This window comes from Bacteroides sp. K03 (genome assembly GCF_019734355.1).
GTDB lineage: Bacteria > Bacteroidota > Bacteroidia > Bacteroidales > Bacteroidaceae > Bacteroides > Bacteroides nordii.
This window is the reverse complement of sequence record NZ_JAASHC010000003.1, coordinates 419,765-441,419: the sequence shown is the minus strand read 5'-3', so window position 1 is coordinate 441,419 and position 21,655 is coordinate 419,765. Positions and strand designations below refer to the sequence as shown.

Genomic DNA, 21,655 nt, shown 5'->3' with positions numbered 1-21,655 from the left:
ATCAAGTATAATGAAACGATACATTAAAACATATCTGGCAGCCATTGTATTTATAGGTACCTGCCTAAGTAGCTGTATTGATCTTGATCCTGTAGATTATTCAGAGATCAATCCTTCAAATTTCCCCAAAAGTGAGGAAGACCTGAAAGCCCTGGTTCTTTCCTGTTATTATCCACTTCGTGGTAACTGGTGGGATGGAATACATTCTCCTTCTGAACGGGGAGTGATGTTTGTAAATGATGCAACCACTGAAATTCTGACCCAAACGTGGGGGCCGGCATACGACTGTTCGTTACTCAATTTCTTTCCGGAAACAGAAGGAGTGACTTTCTTTTATTATGAAAATAAAGAACCTTACGGATATGCCAATAAAATTAGCCGCTGTACGCTCGTATTGGATTACATTGAAAAAAGTTCATTATCAGACGATTTGAAAGCCCGCTATAGTGCAGAAGTCAGATGTGCACGCGGTATGCTTTCTTATATTTTATTTGATATGTATGGACCTTTGGTTGTGGCTCCGATTGAGGTCTTACTAAATCCTCTGGAAGAAGTTCCTTTGCCACGACTGTCGCATGAAGAAATGGTGAAGTTCATTGAAGATGATCTTATATTTGCCTCTGAACACCTTCCTTATCCGGGAGCTGCGGAGTATGGTAAATTCAGCAGAGGGCTGGCTAAAATGTTGCTTATCCGTCTCTATTTGCATGAAACGGTGAATAACAAAGATTACTATACTAAGGTAGAAACTTTAGCTCGCGAACTAATGGACTCCAAATATGGATACCGACTGATGAGTGACTATCCTGCTATGTTCGAACTTGGTGGGCAAGGGAGTGCCAATAAAGAGATTATTTGGGCTATCCCTTCTTCTGGCGAAGGTCCGAGTATGAATCAATGGCATATGGGAGCACTTCCTACTGATTTTAACCAGAATGGTATGGGAGCCGGTTGGGGTATATGTACCAGTACCTGGTGGTTCTATGATACATTTGAGTCTGCTGATACCCGAAAGACTTATTTACTCAGCTATTACACAAATGCAGCCGGAGAAGTAGTGGATCGCAATACTCCCGGCTCACCTTTGGCAACAGGTCCTATTCCGTTGAAGATCGGATATGATCCTGCGGTATTAGGTTCGGGTGGCTATTCTGATATTGATGTGATCATTTATCGTTATGCAGATGTGTACCTTTCATTGGCAGAAGCGCTTATTATGAAACCGGAAGCAACTTCAAATGATTACGCCGAAGCCTTGGGGTATGTCAACAAAATACGTGAACGCGCTAAACTGAAAGCTTTAAAATTGGAAGATGTCAATACTCAAGAGAAGTTTATTGATCAGATTCTGACAGAAAGAAGCCATGAATTCTGGTGTGAGAATGGTCAATACCGTGCAGACTTAATCCGTCATGATAAATTTGTACAGCGTGCTATTGACGTAGCTCAAACTCCTTATGCGAATAAATATAAAGAATTATATCCGTTGCCTCTTTCTGTCATAACAGACGGTAAAGGACAAGTAAAACAAAATCCAGGTTATGATAAATAGAATGTTTAAAAGAAGCAGTTTAATGGCCTTATTACCTTTCTTGTTTATTTTGGGTATTATGGCATGTGGTGGTGATAATCAGTCGAATACTGACGACGAGGGTTCTAATGAAACGGTAACAGGCCCGATAAAAACGGTGAATTATATCTCAACGAACGACCTGTTCCCTAACCCTGAACGTGGTTTCTACAAATATACAGACAGCAAGGGCACACCCGCACTTTCGGAACAAACATTGCGTAGTTACCGGCAAAAGCAGATTTCCCTTATCTATCGTCTGTATTATCTGAAAGATTTCAAGAATGCACCGATTAGCGATGCATTCCTCTCACAGATTAAACAAGACATGGAGGTAGCCCGTAAGGCAGGTATAAAAATGATTCTGCGTTTTGCCTATTCTCTGGCTATGGATGAACCGGATGCACCACTCGCGGTCATCCTGCAACATCTGGATCAAATCAAACCTATACTCCAGGAAGATAAAGATGTGATTGCTGTATTGCAGGCGGGTTTTATCGGCTCATGGGGAGAATGGTACTATACGACCAATAATCTGAATAATGATGCAGCCCGTAAAGCGATACTGGATAAAATTCTGGAAGTTTTGCCGACAGACCGTACCGTGCAAGTGAGGACCCCCAATTACAAACGCAATTATATAGGAGTGAAGACCGCTATCAAAGCAGAGGATGCATTCAGTGGTAAAGTTGTTGCCCGAATAGGACATCATAACGATTGCTTCATGGCCAGTGTTGATGATTATGGTACTTATACAGACGCAGCCGTTGATAAAAGTTATTTGAATGCGGAGGGACTTTATCTGCCGATAGGTGGCGAAACTTGTCCGCCGGATGGGGTAGATCCTGCTGATTGTGACAAAGCACAAGCAGAGATGCGTAATCTTCGTTGGTCTTATTTGAATGAAGATTATTACAAAGGGGTAAACGATACCTGGATCACAGGTGGATGTATGGACAGAATTATCCGTGAAATGGGGTATAGGATTGTCTTGCAAAAAGGGGAATTTTCTGAAAAACATGCTCCGGGTAGTGAGCTTTATGCGGCTATCACCTTGCAGAATTTAGGCTATGCTCCTCCGTTCAATGCGAGAAAAGTTGAATTGATTTTACGTTCAAAAGATGGAAAGACTACTTATGTAGCCTCCTTGCCGGATGATCCACGGAAATGGCAGCCCTATAAAGTTGAGACTATAAATGCAAAGGTTGCATTGCCCACTGATTTGGCGGTAGGGGATTACACATTGTATTTGTATCTGCCGGATCCGGTGAGTACTATACATGACCGACCGGAATATGCTATTCGGTTGGGTAATAAAGATTGTTGGGAAGCAGCAACCGGATACAATGACCTGGGCATAGACATTCAGGTAAGTGAATCTTCAGATTTGCCCGCGAGCCAATCATCCATTAGATTTACTTTAAAGAAATAACTTATGGCAACTGCTAATAAACGTTTGGCTTCCTTGGACCTGTTAAGGGGCTTTGACCTGTTCTGCTTGTTGATGCTTCAACCCATCCTTATGACCTGGCTGGAAATAGAGAATAATCCGTCATTGGATCCTATTGCCAACCAATTCACTCATGTAGAATGGCAGGGTGTTGCATTCTGGGATTTGATAATGCCACTGTTTATGTTTATGTCCGGCATCACCATCCCGTTTGCCATGTCAAAATACAAACAAGGAGAAAAGATAGACCGTCATTTCTATTTCCGGCTTTTTAAGCGTTTCTTTGTCTTGTTCTTTTTGGGCTGGGTAGTGCAAGGAAACTTATTAGCATTAGACATCAGGCAATTTCACATTTTTGCAAATACACTCCAGGCGATTGCTGTGGGGTATGTGGTAGCAGCTCTGCTTTACGTATGGTGCCCATTTCGTACGCAAATTGGTTTTACGGTTCTATGTTTCATAGCTTATTTATTGGTTTTCGCTACAGTAGGTAACATGAATTATGAACCGGGAACTAATATTGCAGAGGAGATAGACCGTTGTGTGTTGGGCTCTTTGCGTGATGGAGTTACCTGGACAAACGGAACATGGAGCTTCGATTCGTCTTACCACTACACATGGATATTAAGTAGTTTGAACTTCATTGTCACTGTAATGCTCGGCAGTTTTGCCGGTCATATCCTCCGGCTTCGGAAAGAGCCTGTTCAACGGTTGAAAGTGCTACTGCTGACGGGTGGCTTCCTTGTGGCCACAGCCTTGTTGATGGATCCCTTTTTCCCAATTATCAAACACATATGGAGCAGCTCGATGACCCTCTTTTATGGCGGTGTCTGCTTCTTACTCATGGGTATCTTCTATTATCTGATTGATATAAAAGGATGGAAGTCGGGAGCAGTAAATTGGCTCAATTATTATGGAATGAATTCCATAGCTGCATACTGTTTATTTGAAGTGGTGAACTTCCGCAGTATATCAGACTCTCTGTTTTTCGGGCTGGAACAGTGGTTCGGAGTGTATTATCCTTTGGTTGGCATTTGCTTTCAATCAGCTATCGTACTGTTGATTGTCAAGTGGATGTATGACCACAAAATATTCCTTAAAGCTTAACCCTTTAAAAAATATAATTATGTCCTTAAAAAGATTTTTTATATTACTATCAGCTATACTACCGTTACTTTTTTGCGGTTGTGATGACGATGAACCTGCAAATGCAGGTAACGCCCCCAAGCCGGAGATGAACATTATTGTATCTCCGCAAAGTGGACTTTTCTATGGAGATAAGGTCTCCGTAACGGGTACATTAACAGACGAAAAGAATCTTAAAATGTATACCATTCTTTTGAAAGACGGAAATGATACAGAACTCTATCGCAAAGAGCAGATGTTATTGGGACAGAGTTTTCAAATGAATGAAACATTCTCTATCCCTCTTCCGAAAAATGCAGAAGAAGGAACTTTTAAAGTGGAGGTGATTCTGGAAAACAGCCGGAATGGAGAGGCGGTGCAAAGTTTTGATTTAACATCCTTACAAGTACCAACCTTCAATAGGTTATACCTCTTGTTGGGCAATAAGTCTGTAGTCGAATTATATCCGAACGGAGATGTATTTGAAGCTGATGAGACTTTTCCTGCCAACATAAAAGGTATTATTTCTCCAACTCCTACCAATACAGGATTATATTGGGGAACCACCAATGGAGAGATCCAGACAATGGCTAAAGACTCCATTGTTATTGGTGGTGATATTGAAGCCTCTTGCAAAATCACATTCAATCCTAAAACTTTTGAACTGACTTTTGGAGAAAGACATGGCTGGACATCTCTTCCATCTATAGATAGTTATTATATTCTCGGTACTATTTCCGGTCACTGGCAAGATGGAGAAATAAAAGAAGAGAAAGCGAAGATGCGTATGCAAGGATATGAAAGCGGTGATTTACGTTACTATACCTGGTTCCCACCCGAAGGAGATAATGTAGAAACTGGAATGTGGGGTTCTATTGCTGCAGGAACCTTCCAGTTGAAGAAGGCCGGAGAAGATTCATTTATATTATGGAACGGTACTCAGCTCACGACTGGTTCGGCATATGATATAAGTAAGAGCTTCCCGGTTACTGCAGGTGGTGCTTTTGAAATCCGTGTATATTTTGAAGGAGATGAATGTACCAAAGTTTCTGTTATAGGTAGTGAACGTACTCTTGAATTTGCAAGTGAACAAGTAAAGGCAAATGGTGTAACTCTGGGTAATGGAATTGATTTTGCCGGCACTCAACTGCAATTAAAGAGTGGCACAAGCTATATCTATGAAGGTGAAGTTGAACTAACAAAAGGAGAGACGATTAGTTCCAATACTGTAGATTTATCGCTTTGCACTCCAAATAAAGATTTGTTCACGGGTGGTGGCAACGCAAACTGGACCTTAACAAGCTCTACCGGCAAATATTTTATTCAGATAGATGCTTTCAGTGGTAGCTCTTATGCCCGTCCGACAAGTGGATATCCGGATGCAATCTATATGTATGGATGGAGTTGGGCACATTCGCAAACGGGTACAGCTCAGAACTGGCAGGCAGATAGCGCACTCCCGTTAGTACGCGTAGGAAACAGTTTTGTTTACGAAGGTACATGTTACGTGTTCAGTTGGGGAGGAGATATAGCATTTATACTGACAAATCCTTCTGGTGAAACAAAAATAGAATTACCGAATGCAAATTTCGATGCAAATTCTAATATACTAAACGGCAATGCAACTCATTTCACACTACCGACTGTTGAAGGATATTATAAGGTAAGTGTCGATTTGAAAGATGGAATTACTATATCAGAAGGTAATCCTGCCACAGTTACTCCTAATGGTAGCGGTAATTTTACGTTGAGATACACGCTTCAATAGGTAGCTTAATTTTTGAATAACGCTACTAATAAAGGTCCGTCGGAAACGACGGACCTTTTTAATTTTTGAAACAGTTTAGAATAAAGATTCTTTTATTATTGAAAGTAAATTGTTTTCCGCTCAGCAATTGAAGCTTTTGACCACGGAGAAACGGAAGTCCACAAAGCAAGATCGTTGAGAGTAGCCGGATAGACGAGTTTTCCTTGTAAATCAGCTTCTAATGCTTTCAACATAATATAATCCATGCCTTGATGATGCGCATCCCGCAATAGAGCATCTTCACCCCACTGTTGCCAATATAAACTTTCGTAACGTTCAATGTAGGAGAGATCAGGTTCCCAGGTTTCATCCGGACTGACACCTTCCACATAGATACGGCTATTATCTCCCTGCCATATACCTTTTGTTCCCTGTACTTCAAAATCCAAACTACGAGGACGAGGTAACGTGGTATCATGAATTAGCGAGATAAGAATTCCTTTCTCAGTTTCTATTTGAGTAGAAACAATATCTCCCATCTTGATTTCTACATTTGTATCTCCACCTAAGTCTTTTATTCGTTGCAATAAACCAGCCGACTTAGAAGCGAGCGAGGTCAAAGATTTGAAGTGATCCGTCCGATTGATACCGGCAATCATGCAAAGAGGAGCTAATCCGTGTGTCGGATAAAGATCGCCGTTTTCGCTCTGGTAGAATTTGCTTCGCCATACACTTTCTGTTTTACCACGATGACCGATGTTACCGGAATCATCTAACAATAAAGAACGTAAGTCATGCCGGTATCCACCGCGCATATATATAATTTCTCCGAATACACCGGCATCCACCATATTGCATAAAGCCAAAATATCCCGTCGGAAAAGCGTATTCTCTAAAGGAAAAACACGACAACTTTTTTGTTCTGCCAAATCAATCAAAGGTTGATACTCGTTTAAATAAAGCCCGCCTTTTATCTCTAAAGCAACATGACACCGCCTCTCCACACACTGTATTGCATGGTGAACATGACACTGCCAGGGAGAGGTAATGAACACCAACTCCGGTTTATACTGGTCAAGCATATTTAAATAATCTTCTTCGCCATTGTTGTAGCAAACAATTTCGGGTATATCGGTTTCTTCAATATACGGATCGGCAACTGCCATTACTTCAAAAAAAGAAGAGTTTTGTAGAAATTTTAGCAATTGTTTTCCTCGGTATCCTGCACCTATCAAAGTAGTCTTTATCTTTTCCATACGTTTATTTTCTCACTTTGACTATTTTTCGGTTTACATCAATATGGTAAGACATCTGTGGAGTAATACTATCCAATGCCGCAAGAAATTCGTTCAGACTTTCGTCGCGAAGTGTAGCTTTATAACTCATTTTCTGTAATTCCGGAGCTACCTCAAACTTATATCCGAAATGTCTTGAAAGCTCTTCTTTCTTTTCCTCCAGCGTATGCCCTTCAAAGATAATCTCTTTGCGTTCCCAGGCATAGACATGCTTTAGCGAACGTTGTTCTATCCGATAAGTTCCGGCTTGGTTGTCATATACAAAACTTTCTCCCGGCTGAAGAAACATATTCTTATTACTGCCCGCTATGCCAATCTCTACCTTACCATGTTTTAATGTAACAACTCCTTCCGGATCATTTCCATATGCCATTACATTAAAATTAGTGCCTAATACGCGGACACAATAGTTATGGGTATGCACGTAAAAAGGCTTATCTTCTTTGTGTACTACATCAAAGATTGCCTCACCTTCCAAACGTACGTTGCGTGTATTATTCCAGCCTTCCAGAGAATAGGTCAGTTTGGAGCAAGCATTCAGAAGCACTGTTGTGCCGTCCGGTAATACTGTTTTTGCTTGTTGTCCTACTTCTGTCTCTAAAGTCACCAGCCCTTGCGGCATCTTCAGCCCTGTGTAAATAGTTCCGGCTATCCAGCCACTTAGAATACACAACAGGATGATAGCTGCAGAGAACCAAACATGTTTCAAGGATAAATACTTGCCGGAAGGAGCTGATTTAGGAGTAAGACCGGTTCTTTCTGAGAATTTCTTCCACTCATGTTCAGTATCGGCTTCTTTCTTATCTTTTTCATAATTTAGATACAGATAAGAATCTTTCAATGAAAAAAGAAACTTCTGATTCTCTTTGTTATCACGCAGCCATGCTACTAATTGGCGTGTCTCATCTTCAGTAAGTTCATTCTTGAGATATTTCATAAAATAATCTTCATTGATACTAATCATCACAATATTATTTTAAAAAGTTCTTAATTAATAAGATAGTCAATAAAGGAAGATATTCCTGCATTGACTTCTTAATTTGTTTTAGTCCTTTATACAATTGATTTTCAACAGTACGAACTGACAAGTTCAGTGCTGCGGCAATCTCTTCACTTCTCATACCTTCATTCCGGTTCATTCGAAAAATGTTCTGGCACTGTTTGGGCAACTTATCAAGTGCTTCTTGATATTGTTCATTCAGATCTTTGAAATACAAATCATTTAGAATATTGCATTCCGGGGTGTAATAAGAAAGTTCCAGTTCCCTCAGTGCCACTTCATTTATATTAGAGAAATTGTTGAGTAATGAATCCCGCCGAATTTGTTTTAGGCAAAGATGCTTCATGATGCGGAATAAATAGACGCTTATTGCTTCTGGTGCATTAATCTGAGTACGATGTTCCCAAAAGGCAATGAAACATTCTTGAACAAGATCTTTTGTTTTATCCTCGTCGTGTAGAAACCCTTTGCAGAACATATACATTTTGGGATGATACTTCTTATATAACCATTCAAAAGATGCTGTGTCCCCTTGCTGTATCTTAGAGAAAAGCATGCGTTCTTCCATACTTGCCTCCTTTCAGAAATAATAGTTTTATAATAGACATACCTGAATTATTTAAGTTCATAAAAGAATAGAACCTAAGCATTAAAAAGAAGTCTTCAAATATAGATAATTCTACATTGTCTACCAAGAAAAAGAACGAATTTATAGCCTACTCACATCATTTTGAAAGCCTTTTGAAGACTCATATAAGCCAAAGTGTTAATTAATATTTTATTTTTATATTCCTGTGAGTATTTTAATTACTCAATAGCTCTTTTAAAATATAAACCTTAGAGCATAAAAGAAGAAAAGAAGTATTAATTATCAATCTCCCAATTTTATTATCATGAAAAAATACATTCCGTTGACTATTATACTTGTAGTTGTTTGCATAGCGGCAGGTTTGTTTCTCACTGCAAATATGCAAAAAGAGGGAAAGGATGTCAAGTCTCTTGTTATATTTACTCCTGAACGCCCTTTCGGGCAGCAAGATGTTATTGGGTTAACTTGTCCTCCTATTAAAACTGTACGTATTGGATTTATCGGATTAGGTTCACGAGGTAGTGAAGCCATCCGGCGTTTTACTTACCAAAAAGGAATCGAAATAAAAGCACTATGTGATCTACATCAATCGAAAGTAGATAGTTGCCAACAAATGCTTCATCAGGCCGATATGCCTGAAGCAACTGAATACTATGGTAGTGAGGATGCCTGGAAACAAATGTGCGAAAGACCGGATATCGACCTTATTTATATAGCTACTGATTGGCTGCATCATACCTCCATGATGGTTTATGCTATGGAGCATGACAAGCACGTAGCTTGCGAAGTGCCTGCAGCCATGAGTTTGGAAGAGATATGGGAAGTCGTAAATACAGCAGAACGTACTCGAAAGCACTGTATGATGTTGGAGAACTGTGTATATGATTTCTTTGAGATTACAACTCTGAACATGGCACAACAAGGACTATTTGGAGATATTACCCATGTAAAAGGTGCTTATAATCATTGTTTGCAAGATTACTGGGGAGACTACAATGCAGACTGGCGTATGCAATACAATCTCAATAATAGGGGAGATGTGTATCCCACACATGGTATGGGCCCAGCTTGTCAGCTACTCGATATTCATCGTGGTGATCGGATGAAATATTTGGTGGCAATGGATAGTGATCCTCTCTCTTTACCTCAGTATTTGAAAGAACATGGAAATAGTGAAGATGCACAAAAGGTGAAAAATGGAGAAGTCACGCTTACCTTAATACGTACGGAAAAAGGAAAGACAATTCAGATTGAGCACAATGTAGCTTCGCCACGTCCTTACAGTCGCTTATACCAACTCACAGGTACTAAAGGATTTGCCAATAAATATCCGGTGGAAGGCTATGCATTGAATAGCGGTGATTTGCCTTCGGATATTACAAACGGGCAAAATTTTACTGCTCATGAGTATATGCCCGAAGAAATAAAGAACCGGTTAATGAATCAGTATAAAGATCCTATTGTCAAAACCATGGAAGCACAGGCTAAAGAAGTAGGTGGACACGGTGGTATGGACTTCATCATGGATTCGAGATTAATCTATTGTCTGCATCACGGATTACCATTAGATATGGATGTTTATGATCTTGCAGAATGGTGTTCACTAATTCCTTTGACTAAACTTTCGATAGAGAACGGATCTGTCCCTGTAGAGATACCGGATTTTACAAGAGGGAACTGGAATAAAATACAAGGATATCGGCATGCATTTATAAATTACAAATAAGAATCATTTATGTGAATTATTTTCTAAATAGAGCTATAACGTGTTCTGATAAGCAGTAATTGATACTGTTTGCAAAAGCATGAAGTTAGTTGACGTAAATCAATGAATCGGGTGGAAAAGGCATTCCCCCCCTTTCCTAATAATCATTATTTTATGAGTAAATCTATTTGCCGCTAAAAAGATAAACAAATATTCCTATTAATAGGATAGCTAAAGCTACCCAACTTTGCCACGTGAATTTTCCTGGGTTATCTTTTATTATATCTTCTACTTGTGCTTCTGTTTCTTTGTTTTTCTGTAGTTCGGGATATTTTGTTCGTAAATCATACTTCATCATTTCTTTTATGTCTTTGATATCTGAGGACATCTGAAAGAATTTAATAACCATTACTAACTGGGCTATTATTGCTATAAGCCATATGATCCAAAAAATCCATATTGTTTGTTCCATAGTATTATGATTTTATCATTTTTAATTCTGTAGATATTTTCTTACTAAATAATTACTACAAATTTAGTTAATACTTTTTGAAAACTGCTATTAAATGGGAATTAAAAAATAAATATAATAAAAAAAGCAGCTACAATGAATTGTAACTGCTTTATCATTAGTTAGTAGTGGGTACGAGAATCGAACTCGTATTACATGCGTGAGAGGCATGTGTCCTAACCGTTAGACGAACCCACCGATTTTAGATTTAAAAAGAGCCAAGTCTTAATAACTTAGCTCTTTTTTTGTTGAGATTAAGCGGAAGCTGCGAGATTCGAACTCGCGGTACGGTTACCCGTACGTCAGTTTAGCAAACTGGTGGTTTCAGCCACTCACCCAAACTTCCTTGAACCCGCATTCTCTCTCAAATGCGGTGCAAAGATAGAAGGAAGTTTTGAACTATGCAAACCTTTCTGCAAGATTTTTTTCTACTTTTTCTTCCACATATCGTTAATTGGCTATGTTTCAAATGTTAAACGCGAAAACTTTTTTAGTCCGGTTTTTGTAATGGATAAAGAGGTTTACCAGTTTCGTCTACTTCGGTCCAACCTAATACTTCAACATTAGGAAATGAAACAGAATTTCCATCAATCACTGCACTGAATACGTAAGAATCTCCTCCTGCCAACTCTCCGTTGGGTAAAAGAACGTTTACGTTATAGGTACGTGGAGTATTTTCGCCATCTGCCTGTATTTGCAGGGTCAGCGGCATCGCTGTATTGGTTTTTAGTGGAAGCATGATATATTGAGCTGTGAAACCATTGATTCCCATATTGGCTGTTTCGGTACTGTACGTTGTAGACGGAGTTATTTCTCCGGTAATCATATCCATAGTAGCACCCGGGGTTGTTGGAGTGATGGAAGCTGATACCAGTTTGTCTAGTTTTATTCCGCTACCGGCAGAGATGTTGAATACTATCTGGGTGGCACAGTGTTGAAAAAGAACAGGCATGCTCACTTGTGTACTCGTAACGTCCTGTAATTTGTTACTTGCCCACAAATAATCTACTCCGTTGGTCAAAGGCTCTGAACGCTCGTTGATGAATTTAGCAGAAGTCGTAGAAGCGTTGTTAGAGATGGCGTAGAAATAATAAACGCCATTGGGCAGATACATTTTATATCCTTCTACCCCGGTTAGTACGCCTACAGTAGCAGTGGTATAGATACCCTCGGCAGAAGGAGTTTCAAGTGAAGTAACTGGTGATTTGAATGCGTATATGGAACTTGTTATTCCTTTACGCATCGGTGAAAGAGAGCGTGTCATATTTCTACTCTCTATAGAAGCATGAAAAGTGATTAATGCTTTTTGATCCGGAGTTCCTGTTCCGTTATCAGATTGGCCTTCTTCTGTCCCATTTTCGCCAATATTGATATTGATTGAGTCTTTGGAACATGCGGTGAAAAATAAAGTAGTGCATGTAAGTATTGTCCATGCAGCAGCTTTTACAAAATAGATTTTCATAATTAAGTGTTTTAGAATGAATGATTTTCCTATATACACTTAAAAGGAGATTTTGTTCAGAACAGGAGGGAAGAGGATAGCAATTAAAATAAGAGCATAAAAAAAGGCTATCTATCCCAGACAGCCAATCTTTTTGTTAACCTTAAATCTAATACTATGAAAAACACAGTACAAAGATACATGCTTCTGGGAAAATAGCAAACTTTTGAGGCTTAATAGCTTGATTTATAACATGAATTAAGAAGTTTGGTGTCGATGTTAACGTTTGGTAGTAAAAAGGTGAGATTTCCCTCTAAGGATTAGGCTATTCCCTTATTGAATGTAGGATTTTTCTTTTGGGCTCAATCAAACGTTTGCCTACTTTTGTTTTATGCAAAAACACATAAAAGAAAGGAAAAAGATTATGAAAACGAAAGCTTTTAAATATTTGAAACTGGTATTGCTGACCTTTGCTATGGTTAATCTAACAGCCTGTGAGATTGAAATAGATGGTTTTTATGATGATGACGATATTGGCGGTAGCTATTATAATAAGTCACGTGATCTGTGCAGTCGTACCTGGGTGAGAACTTACTATAATATGGATGGTTATTACTGCCGGCAGGAGATTGATTTTTATCTGGATAGGAGGGGAGTGGATTACATTCGTATACAGTATCCTGATGGAAGAATACGGGAGGATGAATATCGTTTCAATTGGAACTGGGAAAATGCAGTACAGTCATCTCTTCGCATGGTATATGGCCCGAATGATGTGTCTTATCTCGATGAAGTAAATCTTTGGGGGAATCGCCTTGAAGGATATCTGGATGGATGGGATGACTATGTAGTCTATAAAGGCAGGCTCTAACTTATTTGATATAAATCAACTCTCGGTTTCGTTAAAATTGAATACCTTTGCACCCCGAAATTCAGACGAGGTAAAAAGTGACACACAAAATTCAGCAGGAGAGTATTAAGAAGAGGCTGGCCAAGCTGGCTGCTCCTATCTTTATAGAAACGCTGCTTATCATGATGCTTGGTGCAGTAGACACTATCATGTTAAGCCGTCATTCCGATAACAGTGTTGCTGCCGTAGGGGTAGTCAATCAAATTATAATGCTGACGTTCCTGGTATTTGAGGTAATCAATCTGGGAACGTCCGTTTTATGTTCACAATATTTAGGTGCAAAGCTCGAAAAAAAAGTGGTACAGGTTGTTGGAGTATCACTGTTAGTGAATCTGGTTGTAGGAGGAATAATCAGTCTTTTCCTTTATTCAATGAATACAACCATACTCGGTTGGATGGGGCTTGGTCCGGAACTAATGGCAGATGGTGCAGAGTATATGCGTATTGTTGGCTCGTTTGCTTTCTTTCAGGCTATATCTCTCACCTTATCGGCATCGCTTCGTAGTGCTAATAAAGCTATTTATCCGATGTTGGTCACAGTGGTTGTCAACATTATCAACATCATTGGGAACTATTCATTGATTTTCGGTAAGTTTGGTTTTCCGGAATTAGGTGTGGAAGGAGCTGCTATCTCTACGGCATTCAGCCGGGGAGTAGCAATGGTAATTCTGTTCATAATTCTTTTCCGCAAACATATTCATCGTTTTCCGCTTGTCTATTTCCGTCCTTTTCCCTGGATAGAACTGAAAAATCTGATGAAAGTAGGTTTACCTTCGGCGGGTGAACAGTTATCTTACAGCTCTTCGCAGGTAGTCATTACATTCTTTATTAATATGCTGGGAGTAGAAGCGTTGGCAACGCGAACTTATTGTGTTAATATCATCATGTTTGTATATCTTTTCAGTATATCAATGGCACAGGGAGGAGCTATCTGTATCGGTCACCTGATAGGAGAAAAGAAACCTCATGCTGCTTTTCTGTTAGGAAAGTATGTGATGAAAAAATCGGTGATGATCACTTTTATTCTTTCTTGTATCCTTGCTGCTTTCGGGCATACTATTTTGGGGTGGCTAACGACCAATCCGGAGATTATTCGTATGGGAGTTATCGTGCTGGTTATAGATACCGTACTGGAAATAGGGCGTCCTATCAATATTTTTGCTACCAATGCTTTGCGTGCAGCAGGCGATGTGAACTATCCTTTTTACGTCGGTTTGGTTGTAATGTGGACTGTGGCAGTAGGCGGAGGCTATCTGTTTGGAGTTCATTGGGGTTGGGGTTTGTGTGGTATGTGGGTGGCCTTTTTGCTGGACGAAAACATTCGGGGTATCATCTTTGTTCGCCGTTGGTACAGTATGAAATGGATACACAAAAGTTTTGTACGCGCATAAATAGTTTCTATCTTTGCAAAAATTAATGTGCCAGTATGCAAATGTATCAGTATGCCAATTACCATGTGGCATGTTACAATGCAGTTAATTAGCACATTAGCATGTTGGCACATTGAATAATTATATTTATGGAATGGTTATATAGTCTCTTCATTGAGCATTCAGCCTTGCAGGCCGTAGTTGTTATCTCACTTATATCTGCCATCGGGTTGGGATTAGGCAAAATACACATCTGCGGTATATCCCTTGGAGTGACTTTCGTGTTTTTTGCGGGTATCTTTGCCGGACATTTCGGATTATCAGTTGATCCGCAGATGTTGAATTATGCCGAGAGTTTCGGACTTATCATCTTTGTTTATGCATTGGGCCTTCAGGTGGGCCCCGGTTTTTTCAGTTCTTTTCGTAAAGGTGGTATCACTCTGAATATGCTGGCCCTTGCCGTAGTGCTTTTGGGTACCCTTCTTACGGTGTTATGCAGTTATACAACAGGTGTTTCCTTGCCTAATATGGTTGGTATTCTTTGCGGGGCTACCACTAATACTCCTGCTTTGGGAGCAGCACAACAAACCTTAAAACAGATGGGGTTGGAGAGTAGTACTCCTGCTTTGGGGTGCGCGGTTGCTTATCCATTGGGGGTAATAGGAGTGATTCTTGCAGTGTTACTTATCCGGAAAGTATTAGTGCGCAAGGAGGATCTCACCATTAAAGAAAAAGACGATACTAACAAAACTTATATTGCTGCTTTTCAGGTACACAATCCTGCTGTTTTCAATAAAAGTGTCAAGGATATAGCCCATATGAGCTATCCTAAATTTGTTATATCTCGTTTGTGGAGAGACGGCAATGTGAGTATCCCTACCTCTGAAAAGATTCTGAAAGAGGGTGACCGTCTGTTAGTTATAACTTCTGAAAAAGATGTATTGGCTCTGACTGTGTTGTTTGGGGAACAGGAAAACACAGACTGGAATAAAGAAGATATTGACTGGAATGCTATTGACAGCCAGCTTATTTCGCAGCGTATTGTGGTGACCCGCCCCGAACTGAACGGTAAGAAACTTGGTTCACTTCGTTTGAGAAACCACTATGGAATTAATATCAGCCGTGTTTACCGTTCGGGTGTACAGCTACTTGCTACTTCAGAGCTTACTTTACAACTTGGTGACCGCCTGACAGTAGTAGGCGAGGCGGCTGCCATTCAGAATGTAGAAAAAGTATTGGGAAATGCCGTAAAAAGCTTGAAAGAACCCAATCTGGTGGCTGTGTTTATCGGCATTATATTAGGATTGGCTCTTGGGGCTATTCCTATTTCTATTCCTGGTATTAGTGCTCCTGTGAGACTGGGATTGGCAGGTGGACCTATCATTGTTGGTATTCTGATTGGTACGTTCGGCCCGCGTATGCACATGATCACTTATACTACCCGTAGTGCCAATCTGATGCTTCGTGCATTAGGACTTTCCATGTATCTGGCTTGCCTGGGGCTTGATGCCGGTGCGCATTTCTTCGATACGGTATTCCGTCCTGAAGGATTGTTGTGGATAGGTCTGGGTGCCGGGTTAACTATTATTCCTACCGTAATTGTTGGAATGTTTGCTTTCAAGATAATGAAAATTGATTTTGGCTCAGTCTCTGGTATGTTATGCGGAAGTATGGCAAATCCAATGGCATTGAACTATGCGAATGATACTATTCCGGGTGATAATCCGTCTGTAGCTTATGCCACGGTATATCCGTTGTGTATGTTTCTGCGTGTCATTATTGCTCAGATATTACTCATGTTTTTGCTGAGTTGAAAATCTTATTTAGTTGAAAATTGAAAATTGGCTGCGCTGTGAAGTTTGTATATAGGCTTTAAAATAAACAAATAAGTAATTTAAATCGTAAAATTGTAAATTGTCAACGTACCTATGTGTTATAGATTAATAATGGTCATGACCGTAGGGAATAAATTGTAAATATCATGACTGCCCAAAGTAATATAACCCCTGAAAGTATTGTGAGCGACCTGCGTTATTTGCAGTTGTTGTCACGTAGTTTTCCTACTATTGCCGACGCTAGTACGGAGATAATAAATCTGGAAGCCATTCTGAATCTACCTAAAGGTACAGAACACTTTCTGACAGATATTCATGGTGAATATGAGGCTTTTCAACATGTATTGAAAAATGCATCGGGTGCGGTGAAGCGAAAAGTAAATGAGATTTTTGGTAATACCTTGCGTGAATCAGAGAAGAAGGAGATCAGTACACTGATTTATTACCCTGAAGAGAAACTGCAACTGGTCAAGGCTCGTGAGAAAGATCTTGATGATTGGTATTTGATCACTCTTAACCAATTGGTAAAAGTGTGTCAGAATGTATCTTCCAAGTATACCCGCTCCAAAGTGCGTAAGTCTCTACCTAAAGAATTTTCTTATATCATTCAGGAGTTATTGCACGAATCGAGCATTGAACCCAATAAACATGCCTATATCAATGTCATTATCAGTACTATTATATCTACCAAACGTGCCGATGATTTTATTATAGCTATGTGCAATCTGATTCAGCGTTTAACTATCGATTCGTTGCATATCGTCGGTGATATTTACGATCGTGGTCCGGGCGCACATATCATTATGGATACATTGTGTAATTATCATAATTTTGACATTCAGTGGGGTAACCATGATATTCTCTGGATAGGGGCTGCATCGGGTAATACGAGCTGTATGGCAAATGTGATTCGTATGTCCATGCGTTATGGCAATCTGGGTACACTTGAGGATGGATATGGCATTAATCTCTTGCCACTGGCAACTTTTGCTATGGATACTTATGCCGATGATCCCTGTACTATTTTTGCACCGAAAATGAATTTTGCTGATTCGGCTTACAATGAGAAGACATTGCGTCTTATCACGCAGATGCATAAGGCCATTACAATTATACAGTTTAAGCTGGAAGCGGATATTATTAATCGCCGTCCGGAGTTTGGTATGGAGAACCGGAAGCTGCTGGAAAAGATTGATTTCGAGCGGGGAGTATTTGTCTATGAAGGTGTGGAGTATGAGATGCGTGATACTAATTTCCCAACCATAGATCCCAAAGATCCATATCGCCTGACCGATGAAGAAAGGGAACTGGTAGATAAGCTGCATTATTCGTTTATGAATAGCGAGAAGTTGAAGAAACATATGCGTTGCCTGTTTACGTATGGGGGAATGTATTTAGTTTGTAATTCCAATCTTCTGTATCATGCTTCTGTTCCTCTAAATGAAGATGGTAGCTTCAAGCATGTAACTATTCGCGGGAAAGAATACTGGGGCAAGAATCTGATGGATAAGATTGATCAGTTAATCCGTACGGCCTATTTTGACGAAGACGAGGATGGTGACAGGCTTTTTGCGATGGATTACATCTGGTATATGTGGTGTGGCCCCGATGCTCCTTCGTTCGATAAAGATAAGATGGCTACTTTTGAACGTTATTTTATAGCTGACAAAAAGTTGCATAAGGAAAAGAAAGGGTATTACTATACTTTGCGTGATAATGAGAAGATATGTAACCAGATACTTGAAGAATTTGGTGTGACAGGCGTGCATACACATATCATTAACGGACACGTACCGGTGAAAACCATTAAAGGCGAACAACCAATGAAAGCCGGAGGAAAGTTACTTGTGATTGATGGAGGCTTCTCAAAAGCCTATCAGCCGGAAACTGGTATTGCCGGATATACATTGGTATATCACTCTCATGGTTTACAGCTGGTGCAACACGAGCCCTTTCAGTCTACACAAAAAGCCATAGAAGAAGGACAGGATATCAAATCAACCACTTTTGTAATTGAATTCAATTCTCAGCGTATGATGGTAAAAGATACGGATAAAGGGAAGGAATTGGTTACGCAGATTCAGGATCTGAAAAAACTGTTGGTGGCGTATAGGACGGGGTTGATTAAGGAAAAGCAATAAATAGTGATAAGTGATTTAGTGATAAGTGATTAGTGGGCTGCGCTGTATCAACGATTGCGCAGCCCACTAATCACTTATCACTAATCACTTATCACTTAAAACAATACGATTCCTGCTTCTGCAATCACCCCTTTGTCATATGTGATGTCTTTATTGTAGTAACGGCTGCCACCATAACCACCGGAGGCAAATATGCCGAATTTCTTTGTAATCTGATATTCCAGATTTAAACGGGCCTGTAGTCCGTAGAGGCGTGCCGGAATACCGTAATCTTTGTTTTTGAATGTTTCAATGTGTTGATATCCTAAGTCGCCGCTAATTGTCAAGTCTTTGCAGAGAGGTAACCAAATACCACCCCGATAGAATAATGCTGCAGAGAATTTATCACTGAAATCCAGATAATACGTTCCGGCACCTATAATGGTATAAAACAGTTTATTTTTGAATCGGGCACCTATATTGACCTTCGTTGCGTTACCTCCAAAGATCAGCATTTGTACTTTTGTGTCCGGATTGGCATTGACAAGTCCCAATTGGAATCCCTTCATTTCATTTTTATAGTAATTCACTAATCCAATCTGTACCCCTTTGGCTTTGGTTGCGTAATTTCCCAATCCAATCTGTACACCGTTCATTCGTGATGCCACTATGTTGGCGAGTCCGGATATTTGTACGCCATTCAGGTGTTCACCTATCACATTCAGTAAACCTCCTGCTGTTACTCCGCTGAAAGTAGCGCCTGTGATATTGGCAAGTCCTGCCAGGTGTACACCACTTGCTCCGTCTCCCGATATATTCATAATACCGCTTGCCATCACGCCGGATGTATTGTCTCCACTGATGTTCGTCATTCCGGATAGCATGACACCTTTCGATTGATTACCTGCAATGTTGACAAGACCAGTGGCGGATAATCCCATCATATTGTTTCCGTTGATGTTACTAATACCCGATAATTGTATGCCGCGCATACTTCCGCCTACCATATTGGCAAGTCCGGAGAATTGTATACCGTTCATATTACCACCAATGACACTGCCAAATGCATTAAATCCTACTCCGTTCAACCTATTCATGGTGGAAAGGATCCCCAGGTTAAAATAGGTTGTCTGTGCACTGTCAGCCGGTTGGGTGCTGATCCCTTTCCATACAGACAAATTAATGCCTGCACTTTTGTTTTGAGCGGAGGCTATGCCTGTGACTATGAAAAGTAGTGAAAGAGGTAGAAAAAATATTCTTTTATTCATCTGTTTGTCTACTAATTTTAAGGGTGAATACATCTTATTTTACTTCATCCGGCCAAGGTGCCAATTGTTGAGTTTTACGTAATACGGGGCGTTGTGCATCAACAGAACGGAGGTAGTTGCTTAATTTCTCTGCCAACTGTTTCGTGATGCATGGCTCTTTTGCTGCCAGATCCTGTTTTTCACTAATGTCATTGGCTATATTGAATAACTCCCGTTTACCGGAGTCAAAATAGTAGACCAGCTTCCAGTCTCCCGAACGAATGGCACACGTTGCCCCGATTCCCGGTCCCGAAGGTCCCCAGCTGTGTGGATAATGCCAATAGATATCCCTATCCTGCACTTTGCCTTTTTCAGTAAGAAGAGGTACAAAGCTGATACCATCCCGTTGCTGTATCGTCTTATAGTCCGATACACCAGCTATTTCCAATATGGATGGAAAGAAGTCTTCGATCATCAGGTAGTGATTACATTTACTTCCGGGTTTAACTTTACCGGGCCAACTGACAATCATTGGTTCACGAACCCCTCCTTCATAAGCAGAGCCTTTACCACTGTTGAGTGGATAGTTCTGCACATGGAGTTGCCCTGCGCGTGTATGCGCAGCCAGTCCGCCATTGTCTGACATAAAAAGAATAACGGTATTTTCTTTCAGATTGTTCTTTTCCAGATAGTCCATCAGGTCACCGAGGCTTTTATCCATCCCTTCTATAAGAGTAGCATAGGCAGCTTCTACCGGAGGCAATCCCTTATCGAGATACTTCTGATAGAAACGCAGATCAGGTTGTATAGGCGTGTGTACGGCATAATGAGCCATATACAGGAAAAATGGCTTGTCACTCTTCTGTGCATTATCCAGAGCTTTTTCTGCTTCTAGTGTGAGTGCTTCGCTCAGAAATGTATCTGTACCGTGATATTTTTCCAGACCTGGTACGGCAGCCAACGGGCTTTTATCATCGGGCTTGTTTCCAAAGTTCTCTTTACCGTAATAACTTGCAGGGGAACCTGCGGCATGTCCGGCTATATTCACTTCAAATCCCATTTTCAGCGGATCTTCACCCGGAGTATCATTTGCTCCGAAATGAGCTTTCCCACAGTGAATAGTGTGATAACCGTTGTCTTTCAGAACTTGCGCCAGCGTGGTGACTTGAGTTGTTCGTTCTATTCCCGGTTCTTGGCAAATGCCATTTACATTCCATTCCGGATATATCATAACGGAGTCCGGTTGCTCATGCGTTGTGTTTTTGCGCAGTGTCCAACTGGTTACCCGGTGATGTGCTGCATTCATACCTGTAAACAAACTGACACGGCTTGGAGAGCTGATACTGCAAGCGTAGGCCTGTGTAAACATCATACCCTGTGCCGCCAAACGCTCCATATTGGGCGTTTCATAAATATTATTATAATGTGTACGCTGTGTCCAAAAGGGAAGAGAGGTGTCCTGCCATCCCATGTCATCTACCAGAAACATAATAATATTAGGATGTTTCTGATTTTGTGCTGCATGAACATCGCTACTAATGCTTAACGCCGGGAGTATGGCTGCGGATAGTAATAGTTTGTTTCTCATAATGCTGACAATCTTAAATTAAGGAACGATTAGGAGATTTACTATTAGACGATTTAGTATTTACGATTGAAGTTACACTATGCAAACTAATTTCAATCGTAAATAGTAAATCGTCTAATAGTAAATCTCCTAATCGTTCAATCGTAAATCTT

The 21,655-nt window shown here is 40.3% G+C and carries 16 protein-coding genes and 2 tRNA genes; 9 read left to right on the top strand and 9 right to left on the bottom strand.

Features of this window, described 5'->3' with window-relative positions:
* Nucleotides 1-10: 10 nt before the first annotated feature.
* The 4 genes from HCG69_RS04275 to HCG69_RS04260 are packed head-to-tail and all read left to right on the top strand — an operon-like array spanning nucleotide 11 to nucleotide 5,913.
* Entirely contained in the window at nucleotides 11-1,552 is a 1,542-nt protein-coding gene (locus HCG69_RS04275; RefSeq protein WP_221648991.1) for a RagB/SusD family nutrient uptake outer membrane protein, read from the top strand.
* Nucleotide 1,553: 1 nt separating this feature from the next.
* Nucleotides 1,554-3,002 (top strand): DUF4832 domain-containing protein, encoded by a 1,449-nt coding sequence (locus tag HCG69_RS04270; protein ID WP_255585416.1) that lies wholly within the window; start codon nucleotides 1,554-1,556, stop codon nucleotides 3,000-3,002.
* 3 nt (nucleotides 3,003-3,005) lie between these two features.
* Nucleotides 3,006-4,127 carry an acyltransferase family protein gene (locus HCG69_RS04265; RefSeq protein ID WP_221648990.1) on the top strand — a complete coding sequence of 374 codons (1,122 nt, stop codon included), beginning with the start codon at nucleotides 3,006-3,008 and terminating at the stop codon, nucleotides 4,125-4,127.
* A gap of 19 nt (nucleotides 4,128-4,146) precedes the next feature.
* A complete protein-coding gene (locus HCG69_RS04260) occupies nucleotides 4,147-5,913 on the top strand; it encodes a hypothetical protein (RefSeq protein ID WP_221648989.1) in 1,767 nt (588 codons plus the stop codon).
* Between the two features lie 95 nt (nucleotides 5,914-6,008).
* On the opposite strand, the gene HCG69_RS04255 is transcribed toward HCG69_RS04260, so the two are convergent.
* Genes HCG69_RS04255 through HCG69_RS04245 form a run of 3 tightly spaced genes read right to left on the bottom strand, consistent with a single transcriptional unit; the run spans nucleotide 6,009 to nucleotide 8,755 of the window.
* Nucleotides 6,009-7,148: a Gfo/Idh/MocA family protein gene (locus HCG69_RS04255; protein WP_221648988.1), complete on the bottom strand. Its 1,140-nt coding sequence runs from the start codon at nucleotides 7,146-7,148 to the stop codon at nucleotides 6,009-6,011.
* Between the two features lie 4 nt (nucleotides 7,149-7,152).
* Nucleotides 7,153-8,124 carry a FecR family protein gene (locus tag HCG69_RS04250; protein WP_255585415.1) on the bottom strand — a complete coding sequence of 324 codons (972 nt, stop codon included), beginning with the start codon at nucleotides 8,122-8,124 and terminating at the stop codon, nucleotides 7,153-7,155.
* A 34-nt stretch (nucleotides 8,125-8,158) separates the two neighbouring features.
* Complete coding sequence (locus tag HCG69_RS04245) at nucleotides 8,159-8,755, bottom strand: RNA polymerase sigma-70 factor (protein WP_221648986.1); 597 nt, start codon at nucleotides 8,753-8,755, stop codon at nucleotides 8,159-8,161.
* Nucleotides 8,756-9,080: 325 nt separating this feature from the next.
* Between HCG69_RS04245 and HCG69_RS04240 the strand changes: the two genes are divergently transcribed.
* A complete protein-coding gene (locus HCG69_RS04240) occupies nucleotides 9,081-10,502 on the top strand; it encodes a Gfo/Idh/MocA family protein (RefSeq protein WP_221648985.1) in 1,422 nt (473 codons plus the stop codon).
* Between the two features lie 163 nt (nucleotides 10,503-10,665).
* Here the strand turns inward: HCG69_RS04240 and HCG69_RS04235 are convergent, their stop codons facing one another.
* The 4 genes from HCG69_RS04235 to HCG69_RS04220 all read right to left on the bottom strand — a co-directional run bounded on the left by HCG69_RS04235 (nucleotide 10,666) and on the right by HCG69_RS04220 (nucleotide 12,454).
* Nucleotides 10,666-10,953, bottom strand: a complete 288-nt coding sequence (locus tag HCG69_RS04235) for a hypothetical protein (RefSeq protein ID WP_221648984.1) — start codon at nucleotides 10,951-10,953, stop codon at nucleotides 10,666-10,668.
* Between the two features lie 165 nt (nucleotides 10,954-11,118).
* Nucleotides 11,119-11,190, bottom strand: a tRNA-Glu gene (locus HCG69_RS04230).
* 61 nt (nucleotides 11,191-11,251) lie between these two features.
* Nucleotides 11,252-11,338: transfer RNA gene (locus tag HCG69_RS04225), tRNA-Ser, on the bottom strand.
* Nucleotides 11,339-11,482: 144 nt separating this feature from the next.
* Nucleotides 11,483-12,454 (bottom strand): fimbrillin family protein, encoded by a 972-nt coding sequence (locus tag HCG69_RS04220; protein WP_221648983.1) that lies wholly within the window; start codon nucleotides 12,452-12,454, stop codon nucleotides 11,483-11,485.
* Nucleotides 12,455-12,857: 403 nt separating this feature from the next.
* Between HCG69_RS04220 and HCG69_RS04215 the strand changes: the two genes are divergently transcribed.
* From HCG69_RS04215 to HCG69_RS04200, 4 genes are all read left to right on the top strand, one after another.
* Nucleotides 12,858-13,304, top strand: coding sequence for a hypothetical protein (locus HCG69_RS04215; RefSeq protein WP_221648982.1), 447 nt, complete (start codon nucleotides 12,858-12,860; stop codon nucleotides 13,302-13,304).
* Nucleotides 13,305-13,381: 77 nt separating this feature from the next.
* Nucleotides 13,382-14,734, top strand: a complete 1,353-nt coding sequence (locus tag HCG69_RS04210; protein WP_221648981.1) for an MATE family efflux transporter — start codon at nucleotides 13,382-13,384, stop codon at nucleotides 14,732-14,734.
* 128 nt (nucleotides 14,735-14,862) lie between these two features.
* Nucleotides 14,863-16,527: a putative transporter gene (locus tag HCG69_RS04205; protein WP_221648980.1), complete on the top strand. Its 1,665-nt coding sequence runs from the start codon at nucleotides 14,863-14,865 to the stop codon at nucleotides 16,525-16,527.
* Between the two features lie 167 nt (nucleotides 16,528-16,694).
* Nucleotides 16,695-18,689, top strand: a complete 1,995-nt coding sequence (locus HCG69_RS04200; protein ID WP_221648979.1) for a fructose-1,6-bisphosphatase — start codon at nucleotides 16,695-16,697, stop codon at nucleotides 18,687-18,689.
* Between the two features lie 95 nt (nucleotides 18,690-18,784).
* Here HCG69_RS04200 and HCG69_RS04195 read toward each other — a convergent pair whose 3' ends face one another.
* On the bottom strand, nucleotides 18,785-19,936 hold the full coding sequence (locus tag HCG69_RS04195) for an LA_2272 family surface repeat-containing protein (RefSeq protein WP_255585414.1): 1,152 nt from the start codon (nucleotides 19,934-19,936) through the stop codon (nucleotides 18,785-18,787).
* Between the two features lie 34 nt (nucleotides 19,937-19,970).
* Nucleotides 19,971-21,503, bottom strand: a complete 1,533-nt coding sequence (locus tag HCG69_RS04190; protein ID WP_221648978.1) for a sulfatase — start codon at nucleotides 21,501-21,503, stop codon at nucleotides 19,971-19,973.
* Nucleotides 21,504-21,655 lie beyond the last annotated feature (152 nt).